Origin of the sequence: Ureibacillus endophyticus, from assembly GCF_003628435.1 — a bacterium.
In the GTDB taxonomy this organism is placed as follows: domain Bacteria; phylum Bacillota; class Bacilli; order Bacillales_A; family Planococcaceae; genus Ureibacillus; species Ureibacillus endophyticus.
This window is the reverse complement of record NZ_RBZN01000002.1, coordinates 162,147-187,363: the sequence shown is the minus strand read 5'-3', so window position 1 is coordinate 187,363 and position 25,217 is coordinate 162,147. Positions and strand designations below refer to the sequence as shown.

General features: G+C 35.2%; 23 protein-coding genes. 5 read left to right on the top strand and 18 right to left on the bottom strand.

The annotated features are described in order from the left end of the window. Positions 1-2 precede the first annotated feature (2 nt). From D8M03_RS02165 to D8M03_RS02150, 4 genes are all read right to left on the bottom strand, one after another. Positions 3-1,040, bottom strand: coding sequence for an aspartate-semialdehyde dehydrogenase (locus D8M03_RS02165; RefSeq protein WP_121213038.1), 1,038 nt, complete (start codon positions 1,038-1,040; stop codon positions 3-5). 82 nt (positions 1,041-1,122) lie between these two features. Next, entirely contained in the window at positions 1,123-1,713 is a 591-nt protein-coding gene (locus D8M03_RS02160) for a dipicolinate synthase subunit B (RefSeq protein WP_121213037.1), read from the bottom strand. Further along, positions 1,700-2,488, bottom strand: a complete 789-nt coding sequence (locus tag D8M03_RS02155) for an NAD(P)-dependent oxidoreductase (RefSeq protein ID WP_121213036.1) — start codon at positions 2,486-2,488, stop codon at positions 1,700-1,702. The genes D8M03_RS02160 and D8M03_RS02155 overlap by 14 nt, the downstream gene beginning before the upstream one ends. Beyond that, positions 2,485-2,754, bottom strand: coding sequence for a YlmC/YmxH family sporulation protein (locus D8M03_RS02150; RefSeq protein ID WP_121213035.1), 270 nt, complete (start codon positions 2,752-2,754; stop codon positions 2,485-2,487). The genes D8M03_RS02155 and D8M03_RS02150 overlap by 4 nt, the downstream gene beginning before the upstream one ends. 131 nt (positions 2,755-2,885) lie before the next feature. Between D8M03_RS02150 and D8M03_RS02145 the strand changes: the two genes are divergently transcribed. Genes D8M03_RS02145 through D8M03_RS02135 form a run of 3 tightly spaced genes read left to right on the top strand, consistent with a single transcriptional unit; the run spans position 2,886 to position 4,740 of the window. Next, positions 2,886-3,266: a GntR family transcriptional regulator gene (locus tag D8M03_RS02145; RefSeq protein WP_121213034.1), complete on the top strand. Its 381-nt coding sequence runs from the start codon at positions 2,886-2,888 to the stop codon at positions 3,264-3,266. Next, positions 3,263-4,111, top strand: a complete 849-nt coding sequence (locus D8M03_RS02140; RefSeq protein ID WP_121213033.1) for an ABC transporter ATP-binding protein — start codon at positions 3,263-3,265, stop codon at positions 4,109-4,111. Before D8M03_RS02145 ends, D8M03_RS02140 begins: the two co-directional genes overlap by 4 nt. Beyond that, positions 4,111-4,740, top strand: a complete 630-nt coding sequence (locus tag D8M03_RS02135; RefSeq protein WP_121213032.1) for an ABC-2 transporter permease — start codon at positions 4,111-4,113, stop codon at positions 4,738-4,740. Before D8M03_RS02140 ends, D8M03_RS02135 begins: the two co-directional genes overlap by 1 nt. 75 nt (positions 4,741-4,815) lie before the next feature. Here the strand turns inward: D8M03_RS02135 and D8M03_RS02130 are convergent, their stop codons facing one another. Further along, on the bottom strand, positions 4,816-6,042 hold the full coding sequence (locus tag D8M03_RS02130) for a M16 family metallopeptidase (protein ID WP_121213031.1): 1,227 nt from the start codon (positions 6,040-6,042) through the stop codon (positions 4,816-4,818). A 187-nt stretch (positions 6,043-6,229) separates the two neighbouring features. Between D8M03_RS02130 and D8M03_RS02125 the strand changes: the two genes are divergently transcribed. Further along, positions 6,230-6,925 carry an ABC transporter ATP-binding protein gene (locus D8M03_RS02125; protein ID WP_121213030.1) on the top strand — a complete coding sequence of 232 codons (696 nt, stop codon included), beginning with the start codon at positions 6,230-6,232 and terminating at the stop codon, positions 6,923-6,925. Beyond that, positions 6,915-8,198, top strand: coding sequence for an ABC transporter permease (locus D8M03_RS02120; RefSeq protein WP_121213029.1), 1,284 nt, complete (start codon positions 6,915-6,917; stop codon positions 8,196-8,198). Before D8M03_RS02125 ends, D8M03_RS02120 begins: the two co-directional genes overlap by 11 nt. Positions 8,199-8,248: 50 nt before the next feature. Here D8M03_RS02120 and pnp read toward each other — a convergent pair whose 3' ends face one another. The 13 genes from pnp to D8M03_RS02055 all read right to left on the bottom strand — a co-directional run bounded on the left by pnp (position 8,249) and on the right by D8M03_RS02055 (position 25,056). Next, complete coding sequence (pnp, locus tag D8M03_RS02115; RefSeq protein WP_121213028.1) at positions 8,249-10,366, bottom strand: polyribonucleotide nucleotidyltransferase; 2,118 nt, start codon at positions 10,364-10,366, stop codon at positions 8,249-8,251. 695 nt (positions 10,367-11,061) lie between these two features. Beyond that, complete coding sequence (gene rpsO, locus D8M03_RS02110; RefSeq protein ID WP_121213027.1) at positions 11,062-11,331, bottom strand: 30S ribosomal protein S15; 270 nt, start codon at positions 11,329-11,331, stop codon at positions 11,062-11,064. A 136-nt stretch (positions 11,332-11,467) separates the two neighbouring features. Beyond that, positions 11,468-12,418, bottom strand: a complete 951-nt coding sequence (gene ribF, locus D8M03_RS02105; RefSeq protein ID WP_121213026.1) for a riboflavin biosynthesis protein RibF — start codon at positions 12,416-12,418, stop codon at positions 11,468-11,470. 13 nt (positions 12,419-12,431) lie between these two features. Then, positions 12,432-13,343 carry a tRNA pseudouridine(55) synthase TruB gene (gene truB / locus D8M03_RS02100; RefSeq protein WP_121213025.1) on the bottom strand — a complete coding sequence of 304 codons (912 nt, stop codon included), beginning with the start codon at positions 13,341-13,343 and terminating at the stop codon, positions 12,432-12,434. A 102-nt stretch (positions 13,344-13,445) separates the two neighbouring features. Then, positions 13,446-13,787: a 30S ribosome-binding factor RbfA gene (gene rbfA, locus D8M03_RS02095; RefSeq protein WP_121213024.1), complete on the bottom strand. Its 342-nt coding sequence runs from the start codon at positions 13,785-13,787 to the stop codon at positions 13,446-13,448. 71 nt (positions 13,788-13,858) lie between these two features. Then, on the bottom strand, positions 13,859-14,137 hold the full coding sequence (locus D8M03_RS02090; protein ID WP_121213023.1) for a DUF503 domain-containing protein: 279 nt from the start codon (positions 14,135-14,137) through the stop codon (positions 13,859-13,861). Then, positions 14,137-16,350 carry a translation initiation factor IF-2 gene (gene infB / locus D8M03_RS02085; RefSeq protein ID WP_121213022.1) on the bottom strand — a complete coding sequence of 738 codons (2,214 nt, stop codon included), beginning with the start codon at positions 16,348-16,350 and terminating at the stop codon, positions 14,137-14,139. The genes D8M03_RS02090 and infB overlap by 1 nt, the downstream gene beginning before the upstream one ends. Before the next feature lie 14 nt (positions 16,351-16,364). After that, entirely contained in the window at positions 16,365-16,670 is a 306-nt protein-coding gene (locus D8M03_RS02080) for a YlxQ family RNA-binding protein (protein ID WP_121213021.1), read from the bottom strand. Beyond that, positions 16,667-16,945: an RNase P modulator RnpM gene (gene rnpM, locus D8M03_RS02075; RefSeq protein ID WP_121213020.1), complete on the bottom strand. Its 279-nt coding sequence runs from the start codon at positions 16,943-16,945 to the stop codon at positions 16,667-16,669. The genes D8M03_RS02080 and rnpM overlap by 4 nt, the downstream gene beginning before the upstream one ends. Before the next feature lie 51 nt (positions 16,946-16,996). After that, complete coding sequence (gene nusA / locus D8M03_RS02070; protein WP_121213019.1) at positions 16,997-18,145, bottom strand: transcription termination factor NusA; 1,149 nt, start codon at positions 18,143-18,145, stop codon at positions 16,997-16,999. Positions 18,146-18,171: 26 nt separating this feature from the next. Further along, positions 18,172-18,648 (bottom strand): ribosome maturation factor RimP, encoded by a 477-nt coding sequence (rimP, locus tag D8M03_RS02065; protein WP_121213018.1) that lies wholly within the window; start codon positions 18,646-18,648, stop codon positions 18,172-18,174. A gap of 305 nt (positions 18,649-18,953) precedes the next feature. Further along, positions 18,954-23,276: a PolC-type DNA polymerase III gene (locus D8M03_RS02060; protein WP_121213017.1), complete on the bottom strand. Its 4,323-nt coding sequence runs from the start codon at positions 23,274-23,276 to the stop codon at positions 18,954-18,956. A gap of 64 nt (positions 23,277-23,340) precedes the next feature. Continuing rightward, positions 23,341-25,056, bottom strand: a complete 1,716-nt coding sequence (locus D8M03_RS02055; RefSeq protein WP_121213016.1) for a proline--tRNA ligase — start codon at positions 25,054-25,056, stop codon at positions 23,341-23,343. Between the last annotated feature and the right edge of the window lie 161 nt (positions 25,057-25,217).

The window sequence follows — 25,217 nt, the reverse complement described above, 5'->3', positions numbered from 1 at the left end:
CCTTAGAGTAGATTATCCTCCAACATGGCTTCAGCAATTTGAATTGAGTTTAGTGCAGCACCTTTTAATAAGTTGTCTGCAACAATCCATAGGTGGAATCCTTTTTTGTTTGCAAGGTCTTGACGAATACGCCCAACGTAAACTGGGTCTTCCCCTTCAACAAATAAAGGCATTGGATAATCTTGTGAAGTAATATCATCTTGTAAAACAATACCAGGAGCATTTCTTAACACATCAAAAATATCTTGAACGCTAGCATCTTGCTCAACTTCAATATAAACTGATTCAGAATGTCCAGAAACAACTGGTACACGAACACAAGTCGCAGCTACAGGTAGTTCTGGCATGTGCATGATTTTTTTCGTTTCGTTAATCATTTTCATTTCTTCGTATGTAAAGCCATTGTCCGTAAATACATCGATTTGCGGAATGACATTACGTGCGATTGGATAATGCTTTTTATCTGATTTCGCAGGTAAAATATTCGCTTCTACATTTTTACCAGCATCCCATTGTGCGCTTTGTTCACGTAGTTCTTCGATTGCAGAAACACCAGAACCAGATACTGCTTGATATGTTGAAACGATAACACGAGTCAATCCAAATTTTTCACGAATTGGTTGTAGTGCTGCTACCATTTGGATAGTAGAACAGTTTGGATTTGCAATGATCCCTTTATGTTTCTTTAAGTCTTCTCTGTTAACTTCTGGCACTACAAGAGGTACTTCTTCGTGCATACGGAAGTGACTAGTATTATCAATAACAACTGCACCACGTTTTGCAGCTTCCGGAGCTAATTTAGCTGACACAGAACCACCAGCAGAGAATAATGCAACATCTACACCTTCAAATGCCTCTGGTGTTGCTTCTTCGATTTTGTACCTTTGACCATTAAATTCGATATCTTTTCCAGCTGATCTTGCTGAAGCTAAAAATTTTATATTTTTAATCGGGAAATTTCTTTTAATTAGTTGTTCTTTCATTTTGCTTCCAACAGCGCCTGTTGCACCAACAATAGCAACTGATAATTCTTTAGCCATTCTACTCATCTCTCCTCAAAAACTAGTAACATAATGGTGTTGATTGTATCATAAAAATAATAGTTTGTGTTAGAAAATTTGATTATTTCAAATATTGTATAAATAATGGTTGTAATTGTTTTTTGTGATAAATAGCATGTTCTACTGTTTCCACCATTTTTGTGAAATCAGAAATCAAAGAGTTTGGTTTGTTATAAGGATCATCTTGACCGAACGGAATGAAATAAATATTTTTTGAATTTAATAATCTCATTATATTTACACCATTTAAACCAAGTGCATCATTTGTAGAAATACCTAAAACTACAGGTGAACCATTTCGCAATGTTGCTTTAGCAGCCATTAAAACAGGACTATCTGTTGCCGCATTGGCAAACTTACTGATAGAATTCCCTGTCATTGGTGCAATAACCATGCAATCTAATGGATTTTTTGGTCCAAATGGTTCTGCTTCAACAATAGATGAAACAACTTTTTCACCTGATAAAGCTTCTATTTTTTTAATCCATTCTTCTCCAGTACCAAAACGTGTTGCTGCTGTTAAAACTGAATGCGTAATAATTGGTACTACGGTAGCACCTGCTTTACGCAGATTCTCTATTTTTGGTACAACATCCTCATAAGTACAATGTGATGCTGTTATCCCTAGACCAATTCTTTTACCTTGTAGCAACATTTCTCCTCCTTAACTGTTCAACAATTGATTCATATAATACGTTTCCTGCGTCTTCAGGGAAAAACTTTCCTGGAAGTGCAGGTAACAATTCATATTGATTTCTTTGAACTTGATCTTGTAAACACCCTGGAAAGGAGGCTAAATCGAAAATTTTCATCGTTATTCTTTTGTTAAATTCTTCATCTAACCATTTTGCAGGAATTGTATTTATAAGGTAATCTCCTTTTATCTCTCCTACATCTAATAAATCGACAGTTTCGTAACGAAATGCTTTTGCTTCATTGAGCTGTACATTTGATCTCACCGCAATACACACTTCAGCCCCAATACTTTTTAAAATATGAGCAACCATTTTCGCTACTCGACCAAATCCTGTCACAATAAACTTTTTCCCTTGTATTGCACGTTTTGTATTATAAAAATGTGACACAAAGCCTTCTGCTGTTAATGCCGCATTATGCCAAATAAATCCTTCATCTTCTAGATAATAATGAACTTCATTTTCTTTTAAAATGTGTCGCCATTCGTCATTTAGTTTTCCTGAGAAAACAACTGCATTGGATAGGCCCAGAACGATTGGAACTTTAATTGGTAGAGGGTGAATCGGTAGCACAACAAAATGAGGATGAAAATCTAAAACAGTTTTGTTTAGTTCCTCATCCCACTCACTAAAATTTTTAAAATAAACTGTTCGATATCCGTTACTTAACTGTTTTGCTAGAACCTTCATCCTTGCATCTGTTCCAATTACTAACCATTTTTCATTTTTCATTTGTCAAACTGCCTTCTACTTGTTGATGTTTTGCGGAACAATATACGATCCTCTCCAATAAGATGAATCTCTTCCCACGGAATAAATAATGGTGAAGTGGTTTTTTTCTTTTGGAAAGGCATTTTACTAGATTGATTATCTAATTCAAATCCATAAATTTTACCTGTCTTTGGATCAAATAAACATTCCGTTTCTGATAGATAACCATATCTCACACCATTTTCCATTTCAATCAGTTCTTTTTCCGCAAGCTCCGATAGCAGCATTGTCTCCCTCCTCCATGAGCTTATTGATACTATATGCAAAGTAAGAAATGAAGGTGCCTATAATTCACTATTGACACAATCTGTTATAACTGTATATATTGTATATATACAGTTATATAGGTGGTGCAACGATGCAAATCCGTTTAAGTAATGCAAGTGAAAAACCAATATACGAACAAATCACTCAGCAAATTAAACAAGCAATCTTATCAGGTGATCTAAAATCAGGTGATGCTCTTCCTTCTATTAGAAGCTTAGCAAAAGATTTAAAAATTAGTGTCATGACGACGAAAAGAGCCTATACAGATTTAGAACGAGATGGTTTTATTGAAACGGTTGCAGGAAAAGGTAGCTTTGTTGCTGAACGTAATCAAGATTTTTTAAGGGAGGAACTACTGCGGCAAATTGAAACTCATCTACAACATGCAATACAAACTGCAAAAACTGCAGGGATGATGAAAAATGAATTGTTAGAATTAGTAACTTTACTTGTAGAGGAGGAAATGGAATGACTTATGCAATTGAAGTGTCAAATTTAAGAAAAAAGTTTAATCAATTTCAACTAAACGATATATCCTTTTCTTTACCTACGGGAACAATTATGGGATTCGTTGGTGAAAATGGTGCAGGAAAAACTACAACTATTAAATGTATTTTAAGTTTGCTAAAAAAAGATGCAGGAACGATAAAAATATTCGGTTCAAATATAAAGGACGACAATTTAACGATAAAAGAACAAATTGGGGTCGTATTTGATGATATTCATTTTCCAGAAACGCTAACCGCTCAGCAAATTAATAAATTTCTACAAGAGACTTACGTAAACTGGGATACATCCTATTACTTCGATTTACTCAAACAATTAAAGGTCACAATCAATAAACCCATCAAAGAACTTTCTCGAGGGATGAAAATGAAATTATCCATTATCATCGCATTAGCCCATCATCCCAAACTACTTATTTTAGACGAACCAACAAGTGGTCTTGATCCTATTGTACGAGATGAAATACTCGATTTATTTTTAGAATTTATGCAAGACGAAAAACATAGTATTTTGTTTTCATCGCATATTACGAGTGATTTAGAAAAAATTGCTGATTATATTACATTTATTCATGAAGGTGAAATATTATTTAGTGAAAATAAAGATGTTTTATTATATGAGCTTGGTATTTGGAAGGGTTCGAAGGAACAATCTTTAGAGTTACCAACTAATGCTAAAATCCGTTCAAGAGAATCTGCCTATGGAGTAGAGATACTAGTTAAACGAAATGAAGTTAGTTCAGCTTTTCAATTAGACCAACCTACTATTGAGGAGATAATGCTGTTTTTTGTGAAAGGAGTACGTGTATAATGAAAGCTTTATTATTAAAGGACTTCTTCTCAATGAAGTCCCAAATAAAATGGATCTTTTTCATCGTACTGATTGTTATTGGCATGTCATTTTATTTTGAAGATGCAATGATTCTTTTAGCCATTACTTTAATATTCGGAACAATACAAATTACTTCAATTTTTACATTTGATGAAATGAGTGGTTGGGATAAGTTTGCCAATACTCTTCCGTTTAGAAAATCAGAAATTGTTAAAAGTAAATACATTCTAAGTTTACTTCTTACTGTGGGTATCTTATTACTTGTTTGTCCTTTTGTTGTATATTCTAATTATGTTACGGACTCTTTCAAGATTAATGAATTATTCTCAATCATTTGTTTAGTTGTATCTTTAAGCATTATTTTGTTATCTTTTATAATTCCGACTTTTATTAAATTTGGCACACAAAAGGCGCGAATTGTGTTATTCATCCTCGTATTTTCACTTAGTTACGGCCTAAAATTTGTATTAGATATAATCGCACTCCCTACATTACCATCCGTAGAAACTTTACAAAGGATGAGCTATGTTAGTCCAATTTTTGCATTAATCATCTTAACTATATCCTATTTACTATCCGTAAAATTATATGAGACAAAGGAATTTTAAAAAGGCTTGTGCCAACACGATTAACTTAATTCAACACGTGCTGGCACTATTTTTATTTAGTTAAACTTTAGTTTTTTATTTTACTCCTTGACCAATTATCGAAATAGCAGGATCAGTACCTAAAATGGTTTCAATCATGTAATTCACTTTTTCCATTGATACAGCATCAATATCTGCTATGATTTCATCCATTGTTTTATGCCGTTTTGTATTCAGTTCATTACGACCATTACGGCTCATACGTGAATTAGTACTTTCCAGCCCAAGGACAAAGCTTCCTTTTAACTGTTCTTTTGCATTCAGGAGTTCGGTTTCAGTTATACCTTCTTTTCGTACTTTGTTTAATGATTGGTCAATCGTATTTTGCAACAATTGCAATTGCTGATTATTCGTACTGCTGTAAATCGTAAACGCACCAATATCTTGATAACAGGATTGGTAGGAATAGATTGTATATGCAAGCCCCAAATCTTCTCGTACCTCTTGGAACAGTCTTGATGACATATTTCCACCTATTATATTGTTTAAGGCAATAAAACTATATAAATCTGGATCTTTAGCGCCAACTGCTGGATAAGACATAGCTAAATGAGATTGTTCCACATCTCGTTCTTTGACCATTCTTCCTGAATGAAAAGGTGGATATGTTAAAATCGATTCTTCAGCCTTAGGGGAACGTTTCATTTCACTAAAAAGCTTCTCAATATATAGAAGAAGCTCCTTTGTAATATTTCCAGCAACTGAAATCACAATATTTTCCGGATAGTAGTGTTTATCCATATAATTTCTTATCGTGTCATCCGTAAATGTTGAGAGTGTTTCACTTGTCCCTAATATCGGTAATCCCAAAGCATCGTTCGGATACATTACTCGCCATAATACTTCATGTACATCATCATCAGGTGCATCTTCACTCATTAAAATTTCTTCTAATACGACTTGACGCTCTTTTTCTAATTCTGTTTTTGTGAATGTAGAGTTATAGAACATATCTGCTAGTATCGAGATGGCTAATGGACCATGATGATCTAACACTTTTGCATAATAACAAGTGTTTTCCTTTGATGTAAAAGCATTTACCTCTCCACCGATACGATCAAACTCTTCAGCAATTTGTCTTGCTGTTCTTGTATTTGTTCCTTTAAAAAGCATGTGCTCAATAAAATGAGTAATCCCATTTTCTTCTGGCAATTCAAATCGCGATCCTGCCCCTACCCAAATCCCAACAGATATAGAACGAACATGGGGGATGTGCTCAGATACAATTCGAACACCATTTTTACATGTATAAACATTCACCAATAATATCCACACCTACCTATTGAAATTACATTTCATAATCATATGCTAATCTTTTACAATCATCAACTTTGAAGAAAATATTAAATTCGTTTTATTCAATTCTTAAGAATTTCTTCACTTTTACACTTCTACTTTCTTCAGATTTATTTCCTACAATTTAGCTATCACATAAAAAAGGAATGACATTATGATAAAAGTAGATTCATTAAAACATACTTTTACAATCGGTAAAAAAGGAAAAGAAAACCGAGTTGAAGTATTAAAAGGGATAAATTTTAATATTGAATCCAAAGAAATCGTAGCCATCGTTGGTAAAAGTGGATCTGGAAAATCTACATTACTCCAAATCCTTGCTGGTTTCCTGAAAGCAGACTCAGGATCAATCATTATAAATAATACGGAAATTGCCCATTTTTCTGAAAAAGAAAGTGCAGCTTTTCGAATGAATCATTTCGGTTTCGTCTTTCAAAACTTCCAGCTATTACCGGGACAAACAGTATTTGAAAATATTGAACTCCCTCTAAAGTTAAAAGGAATTAGACAACCTGTTCGAAAAAAGAAAGTACAAGAAATTCTTAAAAAGGTTGGATTAATGGAAGTAGAAGATCACTATCCAAATGAACTTTCAGGAGGACAACAACAACGCGTTGCTATCGCAAGAGCAATGATTACCAATCCTCCTATTATTTTAGCAGATGAACCAACAGGAAGCCTAGACTCACAAACTGAACAAGACATCTTGTTATTAATTCAACAATTAAATAAAAATGAAGGAATCACTTTTGTCATTATTACACATGACGAAGAAGTGGCATCCATTGCAAATCGTAAACTGCGTATGAGTGATGGATTTCTTGTAGGAGGTACAAAATATGCTTTTTAAAGACCAAATATTATTCGTATTGCAACATATGAAAAAAAATAAACTCCGTGTCACAATGACCGTTCTTGCAACGATGATTGGCTGTTCCTTTCTAATTGTCCTTGCCTCTATTGGTTTTGGGATACAAGAAACGATGAGAAACGAAATATTGAATCAAGAACAAATTACCCAAATTGAATTATGGGGCAATGAAACATTATCAGATGAAGATAAGACTTTTATTGAAAAAATAGAGCATGTCAATGTTGTATTAAAAAAGGAAAGTATTAATGGGTATATTCACTCAAAATTTGAAGACCGAGAAGGAGATTCTAACGGTGTATTCATTGATATGGCTGCTCAAAAGAAACTTCCAACAAATTTGAGTGAAGGACGCTTACCTGAAGCGGAAAATGAAATCATTGTCGGTTATCATTATGCTCAAAGTTTATTTAATGAAACAGATAACGCTGAGATTGAACGAAAATCAAAGGCTGCGCAAGAACAAGGAAGCTACTATGATGGATCAGAAGAAGGGTATAAAGGGGAAATTTTAAACAAAACTGTGGAACTTCAATTTGTTGATGATGCTACTGAAGAATATAGTGAACCTAAACCTTATACAATCGTTGGTATTTTGAAAAAACCTTCTTATGATTGGTATATTGATTCGTCTATTATGTTTAGTGATACATTAAAAAATGCGTATCCTTCTATAACTACATCCTCTACTACACTCATTTATGTTGATAGCTTAGAGCATGTACTACCAGTTTTAGATATATTAAAAGAAAATAATTATCAAGTGTATTCCCAAGTGGAGCAATTAGAAGAATTGGATTTATTTTTCCTTATTTTTAAACTTGGTCTAGTTTTCATTGGAACAATCGCCATTTTAATTGCCTCTATCGGAATCTTTAATACGATGACGATGGCTGTAACAGAAAGAACACGAGAAATTGGTGTTCTTAAAGCAATCGGTGCTTCTCCAAACTTAATCCAACGATTATTTTTAATGGAAAGTACGTTTATCGGAATTTTAGGTACGATTTTAGCAATTGGTGTTTCCTATTTCATCAGCTTTTTAGCCAATGCCATCTTACCACATATAGTCTCCTACGCATTGTCGGATGAAAGTATCATGGAACATGACATTACGTTTTCAATAATACCATTTAGTTTAATCATCATCGCTGGTAGTATTAGTATACTTGTAGCTATTTTTTCGGGATGGCGACCAGCACGAAAAGCTACAAAAATCCAAGTAATCAATGCATTACGACAAGAGTTATAAAATTAGAAAAAGTACAACTTCACATTTGATGTTGTACTTTTTTGTTTCTATTATTCTTGAGCTTGTGCTGCGCGCTCTTTTTCTTCTTTGATGACTACTTTACGTGATAAGTTAACGCGACCTTGGTTATCAATCTCGATACATTTTACTAAAAGTTGATCGCCAATTTTTAATACGTCTTCAACTTTATTTGTGCGTTCTTCTTGGATTTCAGAGATGTGTAATAAACCATCTTTACCTGGGAAGATTTCACAGAATGCACCGAACTTTTCAATACGTTTTACAGTAGCCATGTAGTATTCGCCGACTTTTGCTTCACGTACGATTGATTCGATAATTTCTTTTGCACGTTTGTTCATTGCTTCATTTGCTGAAGAAATATAAATTGTACCATCTTGCTCTGTATCAATTTTTACGCCTGTTTCATCAATAATTTTATTGATTGTCTTACCACCTGAACCAATTACATCACGAATTTTATCTGGATTGATATGAATTACTTCAATTTTTGGTGCATATTTTGATAAATGTTTACGTGGTTGGTCAAGTGTTGCAAGCATTGATTCTAAAATGACCATACGACCAACTTTTGCTTGTTGTAGTGCTTCTTCTAAAATGTTGCGTGATAGACCATCAATTTTAATATCCATTTGAAGTGCAGTAACACCTTTTGCAGTACCTGCTACTTTAAAGTCCATATCTCCAAGATGATCTTCCATTCCTTGAATGTCCGTTAAAATTGTATAATGTTCACCTTTTTTAACAAGACCCATTGCAATACCAGCAACTGGCGCTTTAATTGGTACACCTGCATCCATCATCGCTAAAGTACTAGCGCAAATCGAAGCTTGTGAAGTTGAACCATTTGATTCTAATACTTCTGATACACAACGAATTGCATATGGGAATTCTGATTCATCTGGTATTACTGCTAATAGTGCACGTTCACCTAATGCACCATGTCCAATTTCACGGCGTCCTGGTCCGCGCATTGGTCCTGTTTCACCTACAGAGAATTGTGGGAAGTTGTAATGGTGCATAAAACGTTTTGACTCTTCTAGACCTAGTCCATCGATAATTTGTACGTCTCCTAATGGACCTAATGTACAAATTGATAGTGCTTGTGTTTGTCCACGAGTAAATAGACCTGAACCATGAGCACGTTGCAATAACCCAACCTCAGAAGAAAGAGGACGAATTTCATCAACTTTACGTCCATCTGGTCGAATTTTTTCTTCTGTAATCAGACGACGAACTTCATCTTTTACCATTTTATCTAAAATTGTTTTTACTTGTTTTAAAGTTTCTTCATCTGCTTCTTGTTCTTCATAAGCAAGAACCACACGTTCTTTTACTGCATTAATTGCATCTTCTCTTGCGTGTTTTTCAACAGTTTGAATTGCAGCATTCATATCTTCTTCACACATTGCTTTTACTTTTGCAGTAATTTCTGCATCTAACTCAAATAGTTCTACAGCAATTTTTTCTTTACCTACTTCAGCTACAATTTGTTCTTGGAATGCGATTAATTTTTTAATTTCTTCATGACCGAACATAATTGCTTCAAGCATGATTTCTTCCGGTACTTCTAGAGCCCCTGCTTCTACCATGTTAATTGCATCTTTGTTCCCTGCCACTGAAAGGTGAACCGTACTTTTTTCCGATTGTTCTACTGTAGGATTGATAACGAACTCGCCATCGATATAACCAACGTGTACTCCAGCGATTGGCCCGTTGAAAGGAATATCTGAAATTGCTAATGCTAATGAAGAACCAAACATCGCTGCCATATCTGTTGGGCAATCTGGATCTGATGACATAACCATTGAGATTACTTGTACTTCGTTACGGAAGCCATCTGGGAACATTGGACGAATTGGACGGTCAATTAAACGAGATACTAAAATCGCATGTTCGGATGGTCGACCTTCACGTTTAATAAATCCACCTGGAATTTTTCCGGCAGCATAAAGACGTTCTTCATAGTTTACTGTTAATGGGAAGAAGTCAAGAGCCTTTGGTGTTTTTGACATTGTTGCAGTTGCAAGTACAGCGGATTCACCATAGCGTACTAATGTTGCTCCGTTTGCTTGTTTAGCTAGCTGACCAACTTCAACAGTTAAGGTACGGCCAGCCCATTCATATGAAAAGACTTTTTTTTCGGTCATTAAATGAACCCCTTTCTCTTTGAAACACACTACGTCACGATTTATATATCATAGTTAGTGTATCAAAAAAGCACTTTCTATGCTAAATATTTTCAATATAATTATGGCTAATTCGTATAATTTTTACAAATTATTTAGGTTAACCAGTTCTTTGATAAAAATAGTCTCTATTTGACCTTTTTTATGTACAAATTTTTATTAACAACTCTACTTTTAAAATTAGAAATTATCATTGAAAGTATTGCCAAGAAATTTAATTTTTACTATCGTTTTTGCATAAATAAAAAGCGGGATAAATCCCGCTTTTTACTGTCTGTTCGTACGCTTTTCTATTGTCCAGCTGCAGCGGCTAGGCTCTCGCGTCGCTTCGACTCCTTCTAGGAAGGCAAAAAGCGCCTTCTTGTCGGAGTCTCCAGCGCGTGTCGAGCCTAAACGAGCCGCTTCCGCTTTTCTATTGTCCAGCTACGAACGCTAGCTCTTTCGGACACTTCAACATCCTCCTACGCGTGTAAACACGCTTGTCGGATGTCTCCAGTGCCGTCAAGAGCTGGGCGAGCGTTCTCCGCTTTTCTTTATTGTCCAGCTGCAGCGGCTAGCTGCTCGAAAACTTCAACTTCTTCCAGCGTGTGCAAGCACACTCGTCAGAAGTTTCCAGTTTTTTTCGCAGCTAAACGAGCCGCTTCCGCTTTTCTTTATTATCGACGTAATCCAAGACGTTGGATTAATTCACGGTAGCGTTGTACGTCAGTGTCACGTAAGTATTTTAATAAGTGACGACGACGACCTACTTTTTTAAGAAGACCACGTTGAGAGTGGAAGTCTTTTTTATGAGTGCTTAAGTGATCGTTTAATGCATTGATTTCAGCAGTTAATACTGCGATTTGTACTTCTGGAGAACCAGTATCTCCTTCGTGAGTACGGAACTCAGCGATAATTTCGTTTTTACGTTCTTTTGTAATTGCCATTTGAAATGGACCTCCTAAAAAATAGTTTTAACACCGTTAGCACAGCAATCGTTGGAGATTCGAAAAGCCGAGCTAAGGAATTATATGCATATAGCACTTAAAGAATAGTACCATACTTTATGTAATCAAGCAACTTTTACGATAGGTTTAAAAAGTATTGAATTGCTTCATTTTTATCTTTTTCAATTTGAGCTTTTAACGATTCTATCCCATCAAATTTTTGTTCACTACGAATACGCTTGTACCAACCAACAACCACTTCTTCACCATAAATATTTTTATTAAAATCTAAAATATGAACTTCGATAGATAATTGTTTATCGTTCGGGTTTTTGAAGGTAGGTTTGTAGCCCACATTACATACCCCGTCATACCATTTATCTTGAATTTTAATGCGCACTGCATATACACCTGTGCCTGGAATAAAGGAACCTTCAGAAGGTTGAATATTCGCTGTTGGGAATCCAATCGTACGTCCACGTTTGTCTCCATGTACAACAATACCTGGTACTTTAAATGCTCTACCTAACAATCTAGCAGCACTTTCCATATCACCATCTTGTAAATATTGACGGATTCTTGTTGAACTAATTTTTTCTTCTTCATCAGCTTGTTTATTAATTACGGATACACCGTAATCACCATTACTTAGTTGCTTCATCATTTCCATATTACCTTTGCCAAATTGACCAAAAGTAAAATCAAAACCTGCTGACACATGTTTTACATTTAAATCACGAATAAAATATTGGATAAACTCTTCTGGTGAAAGTTTCGCAAAATCCGATGTAAAGTGTACAACAAAGACATTTTGTACACCCATTTTACGAAAAAGATCTATTTTTTGTTGAAGTGGTGTAATATAAAATACTTTTTCTTTTCTACCACCTAGGACGATGGATGGATGAGGATCGAAAGTCATTACAGCACTTTCAATATTTAATTCTTGTGCTTTTTCAATTGCATTTTTAATTACAGCTTGGTGCCCTTTGTGAACTCCATCAAAAAATCCAACTGCTAAAGAGTAGGCAGCTGTTTGGTCATTTGGATCTAATTGATGTGGGTATCTTAAATGTTCAACATTCAAGTGAATTGCCTCCTTATGATAGTTCCGGGAACATTTTTTCAGGCTTCATTAGTCCTTCTTTCGATGGATGGGGAACATAGACCGCTAAAGCCTTATCACCCTTACTAAAAACAATTTTATCATTTTCTTTTAATAATGCATGTATAGGAAGTATTTGTCCATTCAAAATTTGTTTTTCAATAGATTGTGTAATTTCAATAAATGGATAAGAGGACAGTGCATATTCAATTGGTAAAATGATTTCATTGATTTTATCCTCTTTTACAGCTTCTTCTACTTGTTTTAATGTAACACAATTCTTAGCAGAAAATGTACCAGATGCTGTACGAACTAGCGATGCCATATGAGCTGGGTAGCCTAATTGCTCACCAATTTGCACTGCTAATGTACGAATATAAGTCCCTTTGCTACAAGCTATTCGAATACGAAAAGTGATTTCATTTCCTTCATAAACCTCTTCATCACTAAGTAACTCCAATGAATAAATTGTTACTTTTCGAGATGGTCTTTCTACTGTCTCACCTTTGCGTGCATATTCGTATAGTCTTTTTCCATTTACTTTTACTGCTGAATACATTGGAGGAGTCTGCTCAATAACACCTGTTAATGTAGCAAGAGCATCTAAGAGCTGCTGTTTCGTTACTTTTTTGTACGAAATATCCTGCTCAACTGTTTCCCCTTCTGCATCTTCAGTTTCTGTTGTTCTACCTATCGACACTACTGCTTCGTAAGTTTTCCCTGCATCTGTTAAATATTCTGCAATTCTTGTCGCTTGTCCAATACAAATCGGTAAAACACCTTCAACTTGCGGATCGAGTGTTCCAGTATGTCCAACTTTTTTCGTTCTCAATATTTTTCTCAATTTAAAAACACAATCATGACTAGTCATGCCTTTTTCTTTCCAAAGAGGTAAGATACCATTCATGTTAGTTCTCCTTTAGATGAAATAGAAAAAGTCTACATTGCACTTATAGTATGCAGATGTAGACCTCTTCTAAATAATATTTTTTCGCCCAATAACTAACGACTAATCGTTATGAAGTGAACGTAGTAGCGCATCAATTTTATTTCCGTACTCAACAGATGAGTCATACTCAAATGTAATTTCAGGCGTACGGCGCAAACGTATACGTTGTCCGATTTCAGTACGAATGAATCCTGATGCTTTCATTAATGCTTTTAGTGTATCTTCACGTTCGCGATCACTTCCGAGAGATGAAATATACACTGTAGCTTGTTGAAGATCGCCAGTAACATCTACATCCGTAACTGTTACAAATCCTACACGAGGGTCTTTTAACTTACGAGTAATGATGTCACCAAGCTCTTTTTTCATTTGTTCTGCAATACGATTTGAACGTAATGACATAAATGAGTCACCTCTTTACTAAGATGATGAAAACTCGTTAAACAATTATTATTAAATTTGCCACACTATTATTATAAATAATCGCGCCAAACTTCTAGTTGTTCCCAAGCAGGATTCGATTGTAAATAATGAAGGGCATTATTGATTTCTCGATCTGCGCTTGCCTTTGAGGAAGACACAACAGCAAGCGCTAATCTTGTTCTTTGCCAAACATTTTGATGATCTATTTCTGCAATTGAAACATTAAATTTTTGTTTTGTACGAGTAATCATTCGCTGGAGAACTGCACGTTTTTCTTTTAACGAATGGGCATCGGGTATTTGATATTCCACTTCTACGTAAACAATCACTATCGTTTAATTTCTTCCATAATGAAGGCTTCAATAATGTCGCCTTCTTTAATGTCGTTGAAGTTTTTAATCGTCATACCACATTCGTACCCTTTCGCCACTTCTTTCGCATCATCCTTGAATCGTTTTAGTGAATCTAATTCACCTTCGAATACAACGATACCATCACGGATTACACGAACACCAGAATCACGTGTAATTTTTCCTTCTGTTACATAAGAACCAGCAATTGTACCAACTTTAGATACTTTAATTGTTTGACGAACTTCCGCTTGACCAATAATTTTTTCTTCATACTCTGGATCAAGCATACCTTTCATAGCAGCTTCGATTTCTTCAATTACTTTATAAATAATACGGTGTAGACGAATATCTACGCCTTCTTCTTCTGCAGCACGTTTTGCATTAGCATCTGGTCGTACGTTAAATCCAATAACGATTGCATTCGATGCAGCAGCTAATGATATATCTGATTCTGTAATTGCACCTGCACCAGTGTGGATAATTTTAACGTTAACGCCTTCTACATCGATTTTCATTAAAGATGCAGCCATTGCTTCTACTGTACCTTGAACATCTGCTTTAACGATTAAGTTTAATTCTTTTACGTCACCTTGAGACATTTGCTCAAATAAGTTATCTAATGTAACACGTTGTTTTTCTGAACGGCTTGCTTGAATCGCTGTCATTGCACGTGATTCACCAACAGAACGAGCTGTTTTTTCATCTTCAAATACAACGAAACGATCGCCCGCTTGAGGTACTTCATTAATTCCCGTAATCTCAACCGGAGTAGCTGGACCCGCTTCTTTAACACGACGACCAATATCATTCACCATTGCGCGGACACGTCCATACGCATGGCCAACAACAATTGGATCTCCAATACGTAAAGTACCATCTTGAACTAGTAATGTTGCAACTGAACCTCTACCTTTATCAAGTTGCGCTTCAATTACAGTACCAATAGCTGAACGCTTAGGACTTGCTTTTAATTCTGCTACTTCAGACACTAATAGTATCATCTCTAATAGCGTATCAATACCTTCACCTTTTAAAGCAGAAATTGGAACAAAAATTGTATCTCCGCCCCAGTCCTCTGGAACTAATCCATGTTCCGTTAGCTCTTGCATTACACGATCAGGGTTTGCTGATGGTTTATCCATTTTATTAACTGCAACGATAATTGGAACTTCAGCGGCTTTAGCATGGTTGATAGCCTCAACAGTTTGTGGCATAACACCATCATCTGCAGCTACAACAATAATTGCTATATCTGTAATACTTGCCCCGCGCGCACGCATTGTTGTAAATGCAGCATGCCCTGGTGTATCTAAGAAAGTAATCTTCTTATCATTTACAACAACTTGGTATGCACCGATATGTTGTGTAATCCCACCTGCTTCACCAGCAGTAACTTTTGTATGACGGATTGAGTCAAGTAAAGTTGTTTTACCATGGTCTACGTGTCCCATAATTGTTACAACAGGAGGACGTTCTTCTAATTCGTCTTCACTAACTTCTGCAGACTGTTCGAAGTAAACATCTAGATCTGTTATATCTACACGTACTTCTTCTTCAACTTCAACACCGTAATCTGCACAAATTAGTTCAATTGCATCTTTATCTAATTCTTGGTTAATTGTTGCCATAACACCAAGCATAAATAATTTCTTAATGATTTCAGATGGTTCGCGATGAAGTTTTTTGGCAAGTTCTGCAACTGTTAAAGATTCATAAAATGTAATTTTTTCTGGTAGTTCTTTCGGTGTTGCAGGAATTGTTGGTTGGTGAGTTTTCGGATGACGTCTTTTCCCACCATGAATTCCTGGTTTTTTACGTTGGTTAAATCCACCTTTTTTATTTTGATCCATATTTTTATTATTTTGGCTCACTTTCTTATTCGATCCTTGAGTAGATTGTTTATTTTCGTTATTTGAGTTATTTGTAGGTTTTTTTTGTTTAGTCATTTGTTGTTCTTTCGATGTATTTTTTGGCTTTGGTGCTACATTTGTAGCAACTTTTTGAGTAGTCTTTGCATTACCTGCATTAGTATTAGAATTAAATACAGTATCTAATTTCGAAACTGCATCACCTTCTAGCATAGACATATGGTTTGTTACATTAATATTTAATTTATTCAGTTCTTCGATAACTTCTTTACTCGATTTATTTACTTTTCTTGCATATTCATGAACTCTGATTTTGGTCATCTGCTCACCCCCGATTATATTTCGTTGAGTAGATTAGACATCTTTCTCGCAAACCCGCTATCTGTAATTGCGATAACGACACGTGCTTCTTTGCCAATAGCATTTCCGAGCTGGTAACGATCACCAAAGACATGATACTCAACGTTGTAAAACGTACACTTATCTTGAATTTTCTTACTTGAATTATGAGCGGCGTCATTAGCTAACAATACAAGTTTTGCATTATTGTTACGTATTTCTTTTACAACTAACTCTTCGCCAGAAATTATTTTTCTTGCTCTTGCAGCGAGACCTAGTAATTGGAGCACTTTTTGACTCATAAAATAGACTCCCTACGAATCAATTTAATAATTTCATCATAGATTTCGTCTGGTATTTTAACTTCTAAATGGCGCTCTAATATATTTTTCTTTCTTGCTAATTCTACAGCTTCTTCAGACTTTGAAATATAAGCACCACGACCTGATTTTTTCCCTGTTTGATCGACTGATACTTCACCTTCTTTAGAGCGAACGATTCGTATCATTGATTTTTTAGGCAAGCTTTCTCCAGTTACGACACATTTTCGTAATGGTACCTTTCTTTGAGTAGCCATGAGAACTTCACCTTCCCTCATAAAACAAAAATCTATAGCGTATGTCGTTTTTTATTCCTCATCGTCTTGATATAGATCGTATTCTACATCTTCATCATATAAAGAATCATTGTCATCTTCTTGTGCTTGAATGAGTCTGCTTGATTCGGAAGGATAAATACCTAACTCACGAGCATCAGTTTCACTTTTAATATCAATTTTCCAACCTGTTAATTTCGCAGCAAGTCTTGCATTCTGACCGCGTTTTCCAATTGCGAGGGATAGTTGGTAGTCTGGCACTACAACAGTTGTAGACTTTTCTTCTTCATTTACTTGTACATCTAAAACTTTAGAAGGACTTAAAGCGTTGGCAACAAAAACAACAGGATCTTCTGACCATTCTACGATATCAATTTTTTCACCATTTAGTTCGTTTACGATTGTTTGTACGCGTGCGCCTTTTGCTCCGACACAAGCACCAACAGCATCAACTTCTTCGTTATGAGCATAAACAGAAATCTTAGAGCGGTCCCCAGCTTCACGAGCAATGGATTTAATTTCAACAATGCCTTCATAAATTTCCGGCACTTCCATTTCGAATAAACGACGAAGTAGACCTGGATGTGTACGAGAAACAATCACTTGCGGTCCGCGAGTAGTACGTTCTACTTTTGTAATATATACACGAATTCTTGATTGTGGTTTATAAACTTCGCCTTGAATTTGTTCATTTACTGGTAATGCAGCTTCTACTTTACCTAAACTAATATAAATGTTTCTAGAATCTTGGCGTTCGATAATACCATTTACGATATCATCAGTACGGTCTACAAATTCCTCAAAGATTAGTCCGCGTTCTGCTTCACGTACTCTTTGTGTAACCACTTGTTTCGCCGTTTGTGCAGCGATTCGGCCGAAATTACGAGGAGTAACTTCTTGTTCTAATACATCCCCAACTTCATAGGCAGGATTAATTTCTTTAGCGTCTTCAACAGATATTTGAAGGCGATCATCTTCAACTTCTTCTACAACATCTTTACGTGAATAAACGATCATTGAGCCATTCTCTAAATTTAAATCAACACGAACATTCTGTGCTTGATTAAAGTTTCGTTTATAAGCTGTTACTAAAGCCGCTTCGATTGCTTCAACTAGTACCTCTCTAGAAATTCCTTTTTGCTGCTCTAGAGCAGTTAAAGCATCAAGTAAATCACTACTCATTTTGTTTTCACTCCTAAATATATGCGTTATGAAGAAAAATCGATGGCAAGTCGTGCTTTTGCGATTTTTTCTTTTTCAATTGTAATATTAATTTTACGTGTTTTTATACGAACTTCTAGCTCTATATCATGTTCATTATATGCTTTTAGATAGCCTTGGAATTCTTTCATATCTTTTATTGGCTCGTATGTTTTTACATAAATAAATTTACCAACTGCTTTTTCAAAATCAGATTCTTTCTTTAACGGTCGTTCTGCACCAGGAGAAGACACTTCTAAATAATAGTTTTGCTCGATAGGGTCTTTTTCATCCAAAACGACACTTAAACGCTCACTAACTATAGCACACTGGTCGATATCTATTCCGCCTTCAGGTGTATCGATATATACTCGAAGGAACCAGTTACGACCTTCTTTCAAAAATTCTATGTCGACTAATTCAAGTTTTAGCTCTTCTAAAATAGGTGTAACAAGCTCTTCAATTACTGACGTTACTTTACTCATAGTATCCTCCCAACGTAATTTGGCGCTTATTAAAATTGAATGTTGCAAGCTTGCTGCAAATATGCAATATTAGCTTCTAACTTTACTATCCCCTATAAACGCAAAATTCCACCATAAATGGTGAAATTAAAATTTGAACACAGTTCAGTGGGATAATTTGGATAATCTTACAAACAGAAAAGAGCGGGAAAATAACCCACTCTTTGCTGTAAAAACTATCAACAAATTATTACAATAACAATAGCATAAACTTTTATTAAATGCAAATTTACACTATTTTGTGTCTTAATTGACATTTACAAAACTTAGAATAATGAGAGTTGGTTAGCATCTGGAAGTCCATCTAAACAACCAAGCGTATCTAAATATTCAATAATTGTTTTAGAAACCCTACCGCGCTGTTGTAAATCTTCCTTCGATAAAAATTCTTTTTCCTCTCTTGCTGCAACGATTGCTTTGGCAACGTTTGTACCAAGTCCAGGGATTGCATCAAATGGAGGAATCAATGAATTTCCATCAATTATAAATTCACTCGCTTTAGAACGGTAAAGATCCACTTTCTTAAAGCTCATTCCACGCTCACACATTTCTAGAGCTAGTTCTAGAACCGTTAATAAGTCTTTTTCCTTTTTCGATGCTTCTAGCCCTTTTGCGTTAATCTCATCAATTCGTGAACGTATCACCGCAGAACCTTGTGTCATTGCTATTAGATCAAAGTCACTTGCACGAACAGTAAAGTAAGCAGCGTAATATAAGATAGGATGATGCACTTTAAACCAAGCTATACGTACTGCCATTAAAACATAAGCAGCTGCATGGGCTTTCGGGAACATGTACTTGATTTTTTTACATGAATCAATGTACCATTCAGGAACTTTTTGTGCACGCATTTCAGCTTCCATTTCTTCTGTTAAGCCTTTCCCCTTACGAACAGATTCCATAATTTTGAAGGCAAAACTTGGCTCTAATCCTTGATAGATTAAATAAACCATAATATCATCACGACAACCGATTACTTCAGATAATACACAAGTTCCGCTATTAATCAGTTCCTGTGCATTTCCAAGCCATACGTCTGTACCGTGTGAAAGTCCAGAAATTTGTACAAGTTCACTAAATGTTGAAGGCTTTGTTTCTTCTAACATTTGGCGAACAAAACGAGTTCCGAATTCCGGTATCCCTAAAGTTCCCGTTTTACAACCAATTTGTTCTTCTGTAACACCTAATGACTCCGGTGTAGAGAAAATTTTCATTACCTCTGGATCATCTGTTGGGACAGTTTTCGGATCAATACCTGATAAATCCTGTAACATCCTAATCACTGTCGGATCATCGTGCCCTAGTATATCAAGTTTTAATACATTATCGTGGATAGAATGGAAATCAAAATGAGTTGTTCTCCACTCCGCATCCTGGGCATCAGCTGGATATTGAACCGGGGTGAAATCGTAAATATCCATATAATCTGGAACAACAATAATACCACCCGGGTGCTGTCCTGTTGTTCTTTTTACCCCTGTACATCCTTGTACAAGTCGATCAACTTCAGCCCCACGATATGTAATATTGTTATCTGTTCCATACCCTTTTACATAACCATATGCTGTTTTCTCTGCAACCGTACCAATCGTTCCTGCACGATACACATAATCTTCACCAAACAACACTTTTGTATAGTTATGGGCATGGGGTTGGTATTCCCCAGAGAAGTTTAAATCAATATCTGGTACTTTATCTCCTTTGAATCCTAAGAAAGTCTCAAACGGGATATCTTGTCCATCTTTCTTATATTGCGCACCACATTTCGGACACTCTTTATTTGGCAAGTCAAAACCACTACCAACTGAACCATCATCAAAGAACTCCGCATTTTTACAGTTTGGACAAATATAGTGCGGTGGCAATGGATTTACTTCGGTAATTTCCATAAACGTTGCCACAAGGGATGAACCAACAGATCCACGAGAACCTACTAAATAACCATCTGATAATGATTTTTTTACGAGTTTAGCAGAAATTAAATAAATAACTCCAAAACCATTACCTAAAATAGATTTTAATTCTTTTTCAATTCTGGCCTTCACAATTTCAGGTAATTCTTCACCATAGATTTTATGTGCCATTTCGTAGGTTAAATTAGTTACCTCTTCATCCGAACCTTCAATTTTAGGTGTATACAATTCATCTTTAATCGGTTTAACATCGCCAACCATATCCGCAATTTTTTGAGTGTTTGTTACGACGATCTCTTTTGCCAGATCTGGTCCTAAAAAATCAAACTCCTTTAACATTTCATCTGTTGTACGGAAATGAACAGCAGGTAATTTATAGCGATTTAATGAATTGGCCCCACCTTGAGAACCAACTAAAATTTGTCTAAATACAGAATCAGTTTCATGTAAATAATGGACGTTACCAGTTGCAACAACAGGTTTCCCCATTTTTTTGCCTAGTTTCACTAATTTACGAATAATATCTTCTAAGTTCCATTCATCATGAATGACTCCACCTTCAATTAATTGGGAGTAAACCGGCTTTGGTTGAACTTCAATGTAATCATAAAACTCTGCTACTTTTTCCGCTTCTTCTGGTGATTTGTTCATCATCGTTTCAAAAAGCTCACCATTACTACAACCAGAACCGATAATCAATCCTTTTCGAAGATTAATTAAATCAGATCGTCGAATTCTCGGAACCCGGTAATACGTTTGTGTATGGGCAATAGAAATAAGCTTAAATAAATTTTTCAATCCATCATTATCAGTAGCTAAAATTGTACAGTGATATGGACGAGATTGTTTGTAACTTTCATTTTTATTAATCTGCTTATTAAATTCATCATGATAATGAATTCCTTGTTCTTTTGCATCCTTCAGTAAATGTAGCATTAATTCACCGGTTGCTTCTGTATCATAGATAGCGCGGTGATGTTGAGTTAATTCTATACCATAACGTTTACAAAGCGTATTTAAACGATGACTTTTCAACGTAGGATTTAAAAAACGAGACAATTCTAACGTATCGATAACAGGGTGTACAACGCCTGTAATGCCCGCTTTTTCATATGCCGTATATAAGAAGCCAATATCAAAAGATGCATTGTGGGCTACTACAATAGCGTCTCCGATAAATTCTTTAAACTCTGTTACAACTTGATCCACTTCTGGTGCATCTCGAAGCATATCATCTGTAATATGTGTTAATTCGATAATTTTCGCAGATAAAGGTCTATGTGGGTTAGCAAATCGTTCGAATCGTTCAATAACTTTTCCCTCTTTAATTTTTACTGCTGCAAGCTCTATGATTGTATCGTATGCAGTTGAAAGACCAGTTGTTTCAACATCAAATACAACAAATGTTGCATCATCTAAATTAATATGCTGTTCGGCATAAGCAATGGGTGACCCATCATCCACTAAGTTTGCTTCCACACCATAAATAATTTTAATGCCATGTTTTTTCCCAGCAGAATATGCTTCTGGGAATGCCTGTGCTACTGCATGATCAGTAATAGCGATGGCAGGGTGCCCCCATTTTGCAGCTTGGCCAACCAGCTGATCAACAGGAGTAACTGCATCCATTTGACTCATTGGAGTATGAAGATGTAGCTCAACTCGTTTTTCTCCTTCTGGTGCTAAATCCTTTCTCGACTCCTTATGAATCTCGTTAATATCATTCGCCATAATTACTAAGTCACGAACAAATGTATCGTTTTGAACAGATCCACGAACTTTAATCCACATACCCTTTTTCAATTTATTCATCATTTCAGGATCTTCTTTATCCCTAGAAAACATTTTAACTAAAATGGAATCGGTATAATCTGTCATTTTAAGTTCTAATAATGAACGACCACTCTTTAATTCTTTTATTTCAACCGCAAACACATAACCTTCAATGACTACACGACGCTCTTCTTCAATAATACTTCGAATTTCTCGAATTTCAGTATCTTTAATATGTTGACCAAGTTGGAACGGCCCAGTTGGTACAGCTTCAGGTGTATCATTTTTAACTTGTTCTCTATTTTGGAAATCTTCCATTGCTTGTCTAGCAAGTGCTTCCTCTTCTAATTGTCTTTGTTCCATATATAAGGCTTGAGCTTCTTTCATTTCATCTGTTGCCTCTATTAATTGAACATCAACAGACAGAGGAGGAAACCCAACACTTTGAAAAGCTTCAGAAATCTTTTGCGTATATTTTGATTTCAACGTTAACTGTTCCATTTCTAACATACATGTCACAATTAATTTATTACCGTTCCATGTGGGAATTTGTGAAATTAATCGTTCCTTAATCGGTGGAGAAGCATCTAGATGTTCAAGGGATGTTAACCAATAGTCAGTAACTAACTGTTCATTGATTTCTGGATTTCGTGCTTCAATTTTAAACTGCACTTGTGCTATATGAGAGAATTGTTCATTTAATCTAGTTCGAAAAAGTTGATAAAGTTGAAAAGGTAATATATTTTCGAGTTTAATGTGGAAACACCAATTTCTCTTTTTCTGATGAACAGTGAGTCGAGTGAGTTCTCCATGTTCAAAATAGGACATATAGACGTCTTCCGTTAATTGTAATTGTTGTAATAAGGTTAAAAATCTATCTCTAGCTTCTTTAACTTCTGACAAGAAACTCACCTCTTCTTTTTAAATAATTATAGAAAGGAAGTACAAGGTTGTACTTCCTGAAAGTTTAGTTATATGAATTCGTTCGGAAGAATTCATTTAATCGGTCAATCAATTCTTCTTTTGCCCATTCGAAAGTTTCACCTGTCGAACGTATTTTAACTTCTACAATACCTTCGTTCGCTCTTTTGCCAATCATGACTCTTACTGGAAGACCAATTAAATCAGCATCTGTAAACTTTACCCCCGGACTTTCATGTCGATCGTCAAAGAGTACATCAAAATGATATGAACTTAAAATATTGTATAGCTCAGTTGATAAGTTCCATTGAACTTCATCTTCGCGGTTAATCGGAATTAGATGAATATCATATGGAGATAAATGGGTTGGCCACACAAAACCATTATCATCTTGGTATTTTTCAGCCAAAATAGCAAGTAACCTAGAAACACCTAATTGGTAGCTCCCCATTAAAATTGGATTTGAATTATCATTTTCATCAACAAAGTTCGCATTAAACTTTTCTGAAAAGAATGTTCCTAATTTTATTACACGTCCAATTTCATGTCCATATATATATTGTGTAATTCCAACCCCGTCTGGTGAAATTTCACCTTCTTTAATATATCGTAAATCTGCGTAGGTATTAATGGCAAAATCACGCTCTGGGTTTACATTCATATAATGATAGCCTTCTTCATTTGCTCCTGTTACTGCATTGTTTAATGTTTGGATTGCAAAATCTGCATACACTTTTATGTTAATTGGCAGCTTGATTGGGCCAATTGAACCCGGTGAACAATCAAGAAGCTTAATAATTTCATCTTCAGTTGCTAAGCGCAAAAATGTTGCATTATGAACTTTTTTTAATTTAAATTCATTTACTTGATGATCTCCCCGTACTAAAACAACAACAAACTCATCATCTATTACATATACAAGCATTTTAATACAACTTTCAGGTGAGATATTAAAGTATAAACAAAGATCTTTAATAGTTTTTACTTCAGGTGTAGAAACTTTTTCTAATGATTTCTGTACTTCTTTTATCTCATCCGTATTTTGAGTCACTTTTGCAACTTCAATATTTGCTACGTAATTTGATTCATTTGATTTTACAATTATGGTATCACCAAACTCAGAAGGGATAATAAATTCCTGCGATTGAATTTCTCCTTTAATTCCTGAATCAGCATCTACAATGTGGTAGTTTAATCTTAATCGATTTAAAATATTTGTATAAGCTTGTAATATTCGTTCATAGGTTGCACTTAAACTTTCTTCATTCTCATGGAAGGAATATATATCATTTATATAAAATTCACGACTTCTTAATAAACCAGTTCGTGATTTTTTTTCATCACGATATGCCATTTGAATTTGATATAGAATCAATGGTAATTTTTTATATGTTTTAATTTCATCACGAACTAACATCGTTACTACTTCTTCGTGGGATGGTGCAAGTAAAAGATCACGTTTATCTTTGTCCGTTAATGTGAATAACTCATCTTTAAAATGATGGATTCTTTCAGATAGTTCCCAAATGTCATGGGATTGAAGTGTTGAAAGGGAGATTTCAATCGCCCCTAAAGCTTCAATTTCCTCTCGAACAATATTTTCAATTTTTGTGAGCAACCGTTTAGCTAAAGGTAAGTACGAATATACCCCATATGTACTTGGTTTTAAAAACCCTGCACGAAGTAACATTTTATAGGATTTCACTTCAATGTCGGATGGTACTTCACGCATGGTTGGAATTAGCGTTAAACTTTGTTTCATAAGTGCTCCACCTTTTTTCCTCACTTATTTACACCCATTAGTTCTTAAGAAATATGCATTACACTCGTTAATGGAAAATGATTATTTTATATATGTTGATAAAAAAGATAAACCTTATTCATTTGGATTTTACCATAAATGAATAAGGTTTAGTTATAGAT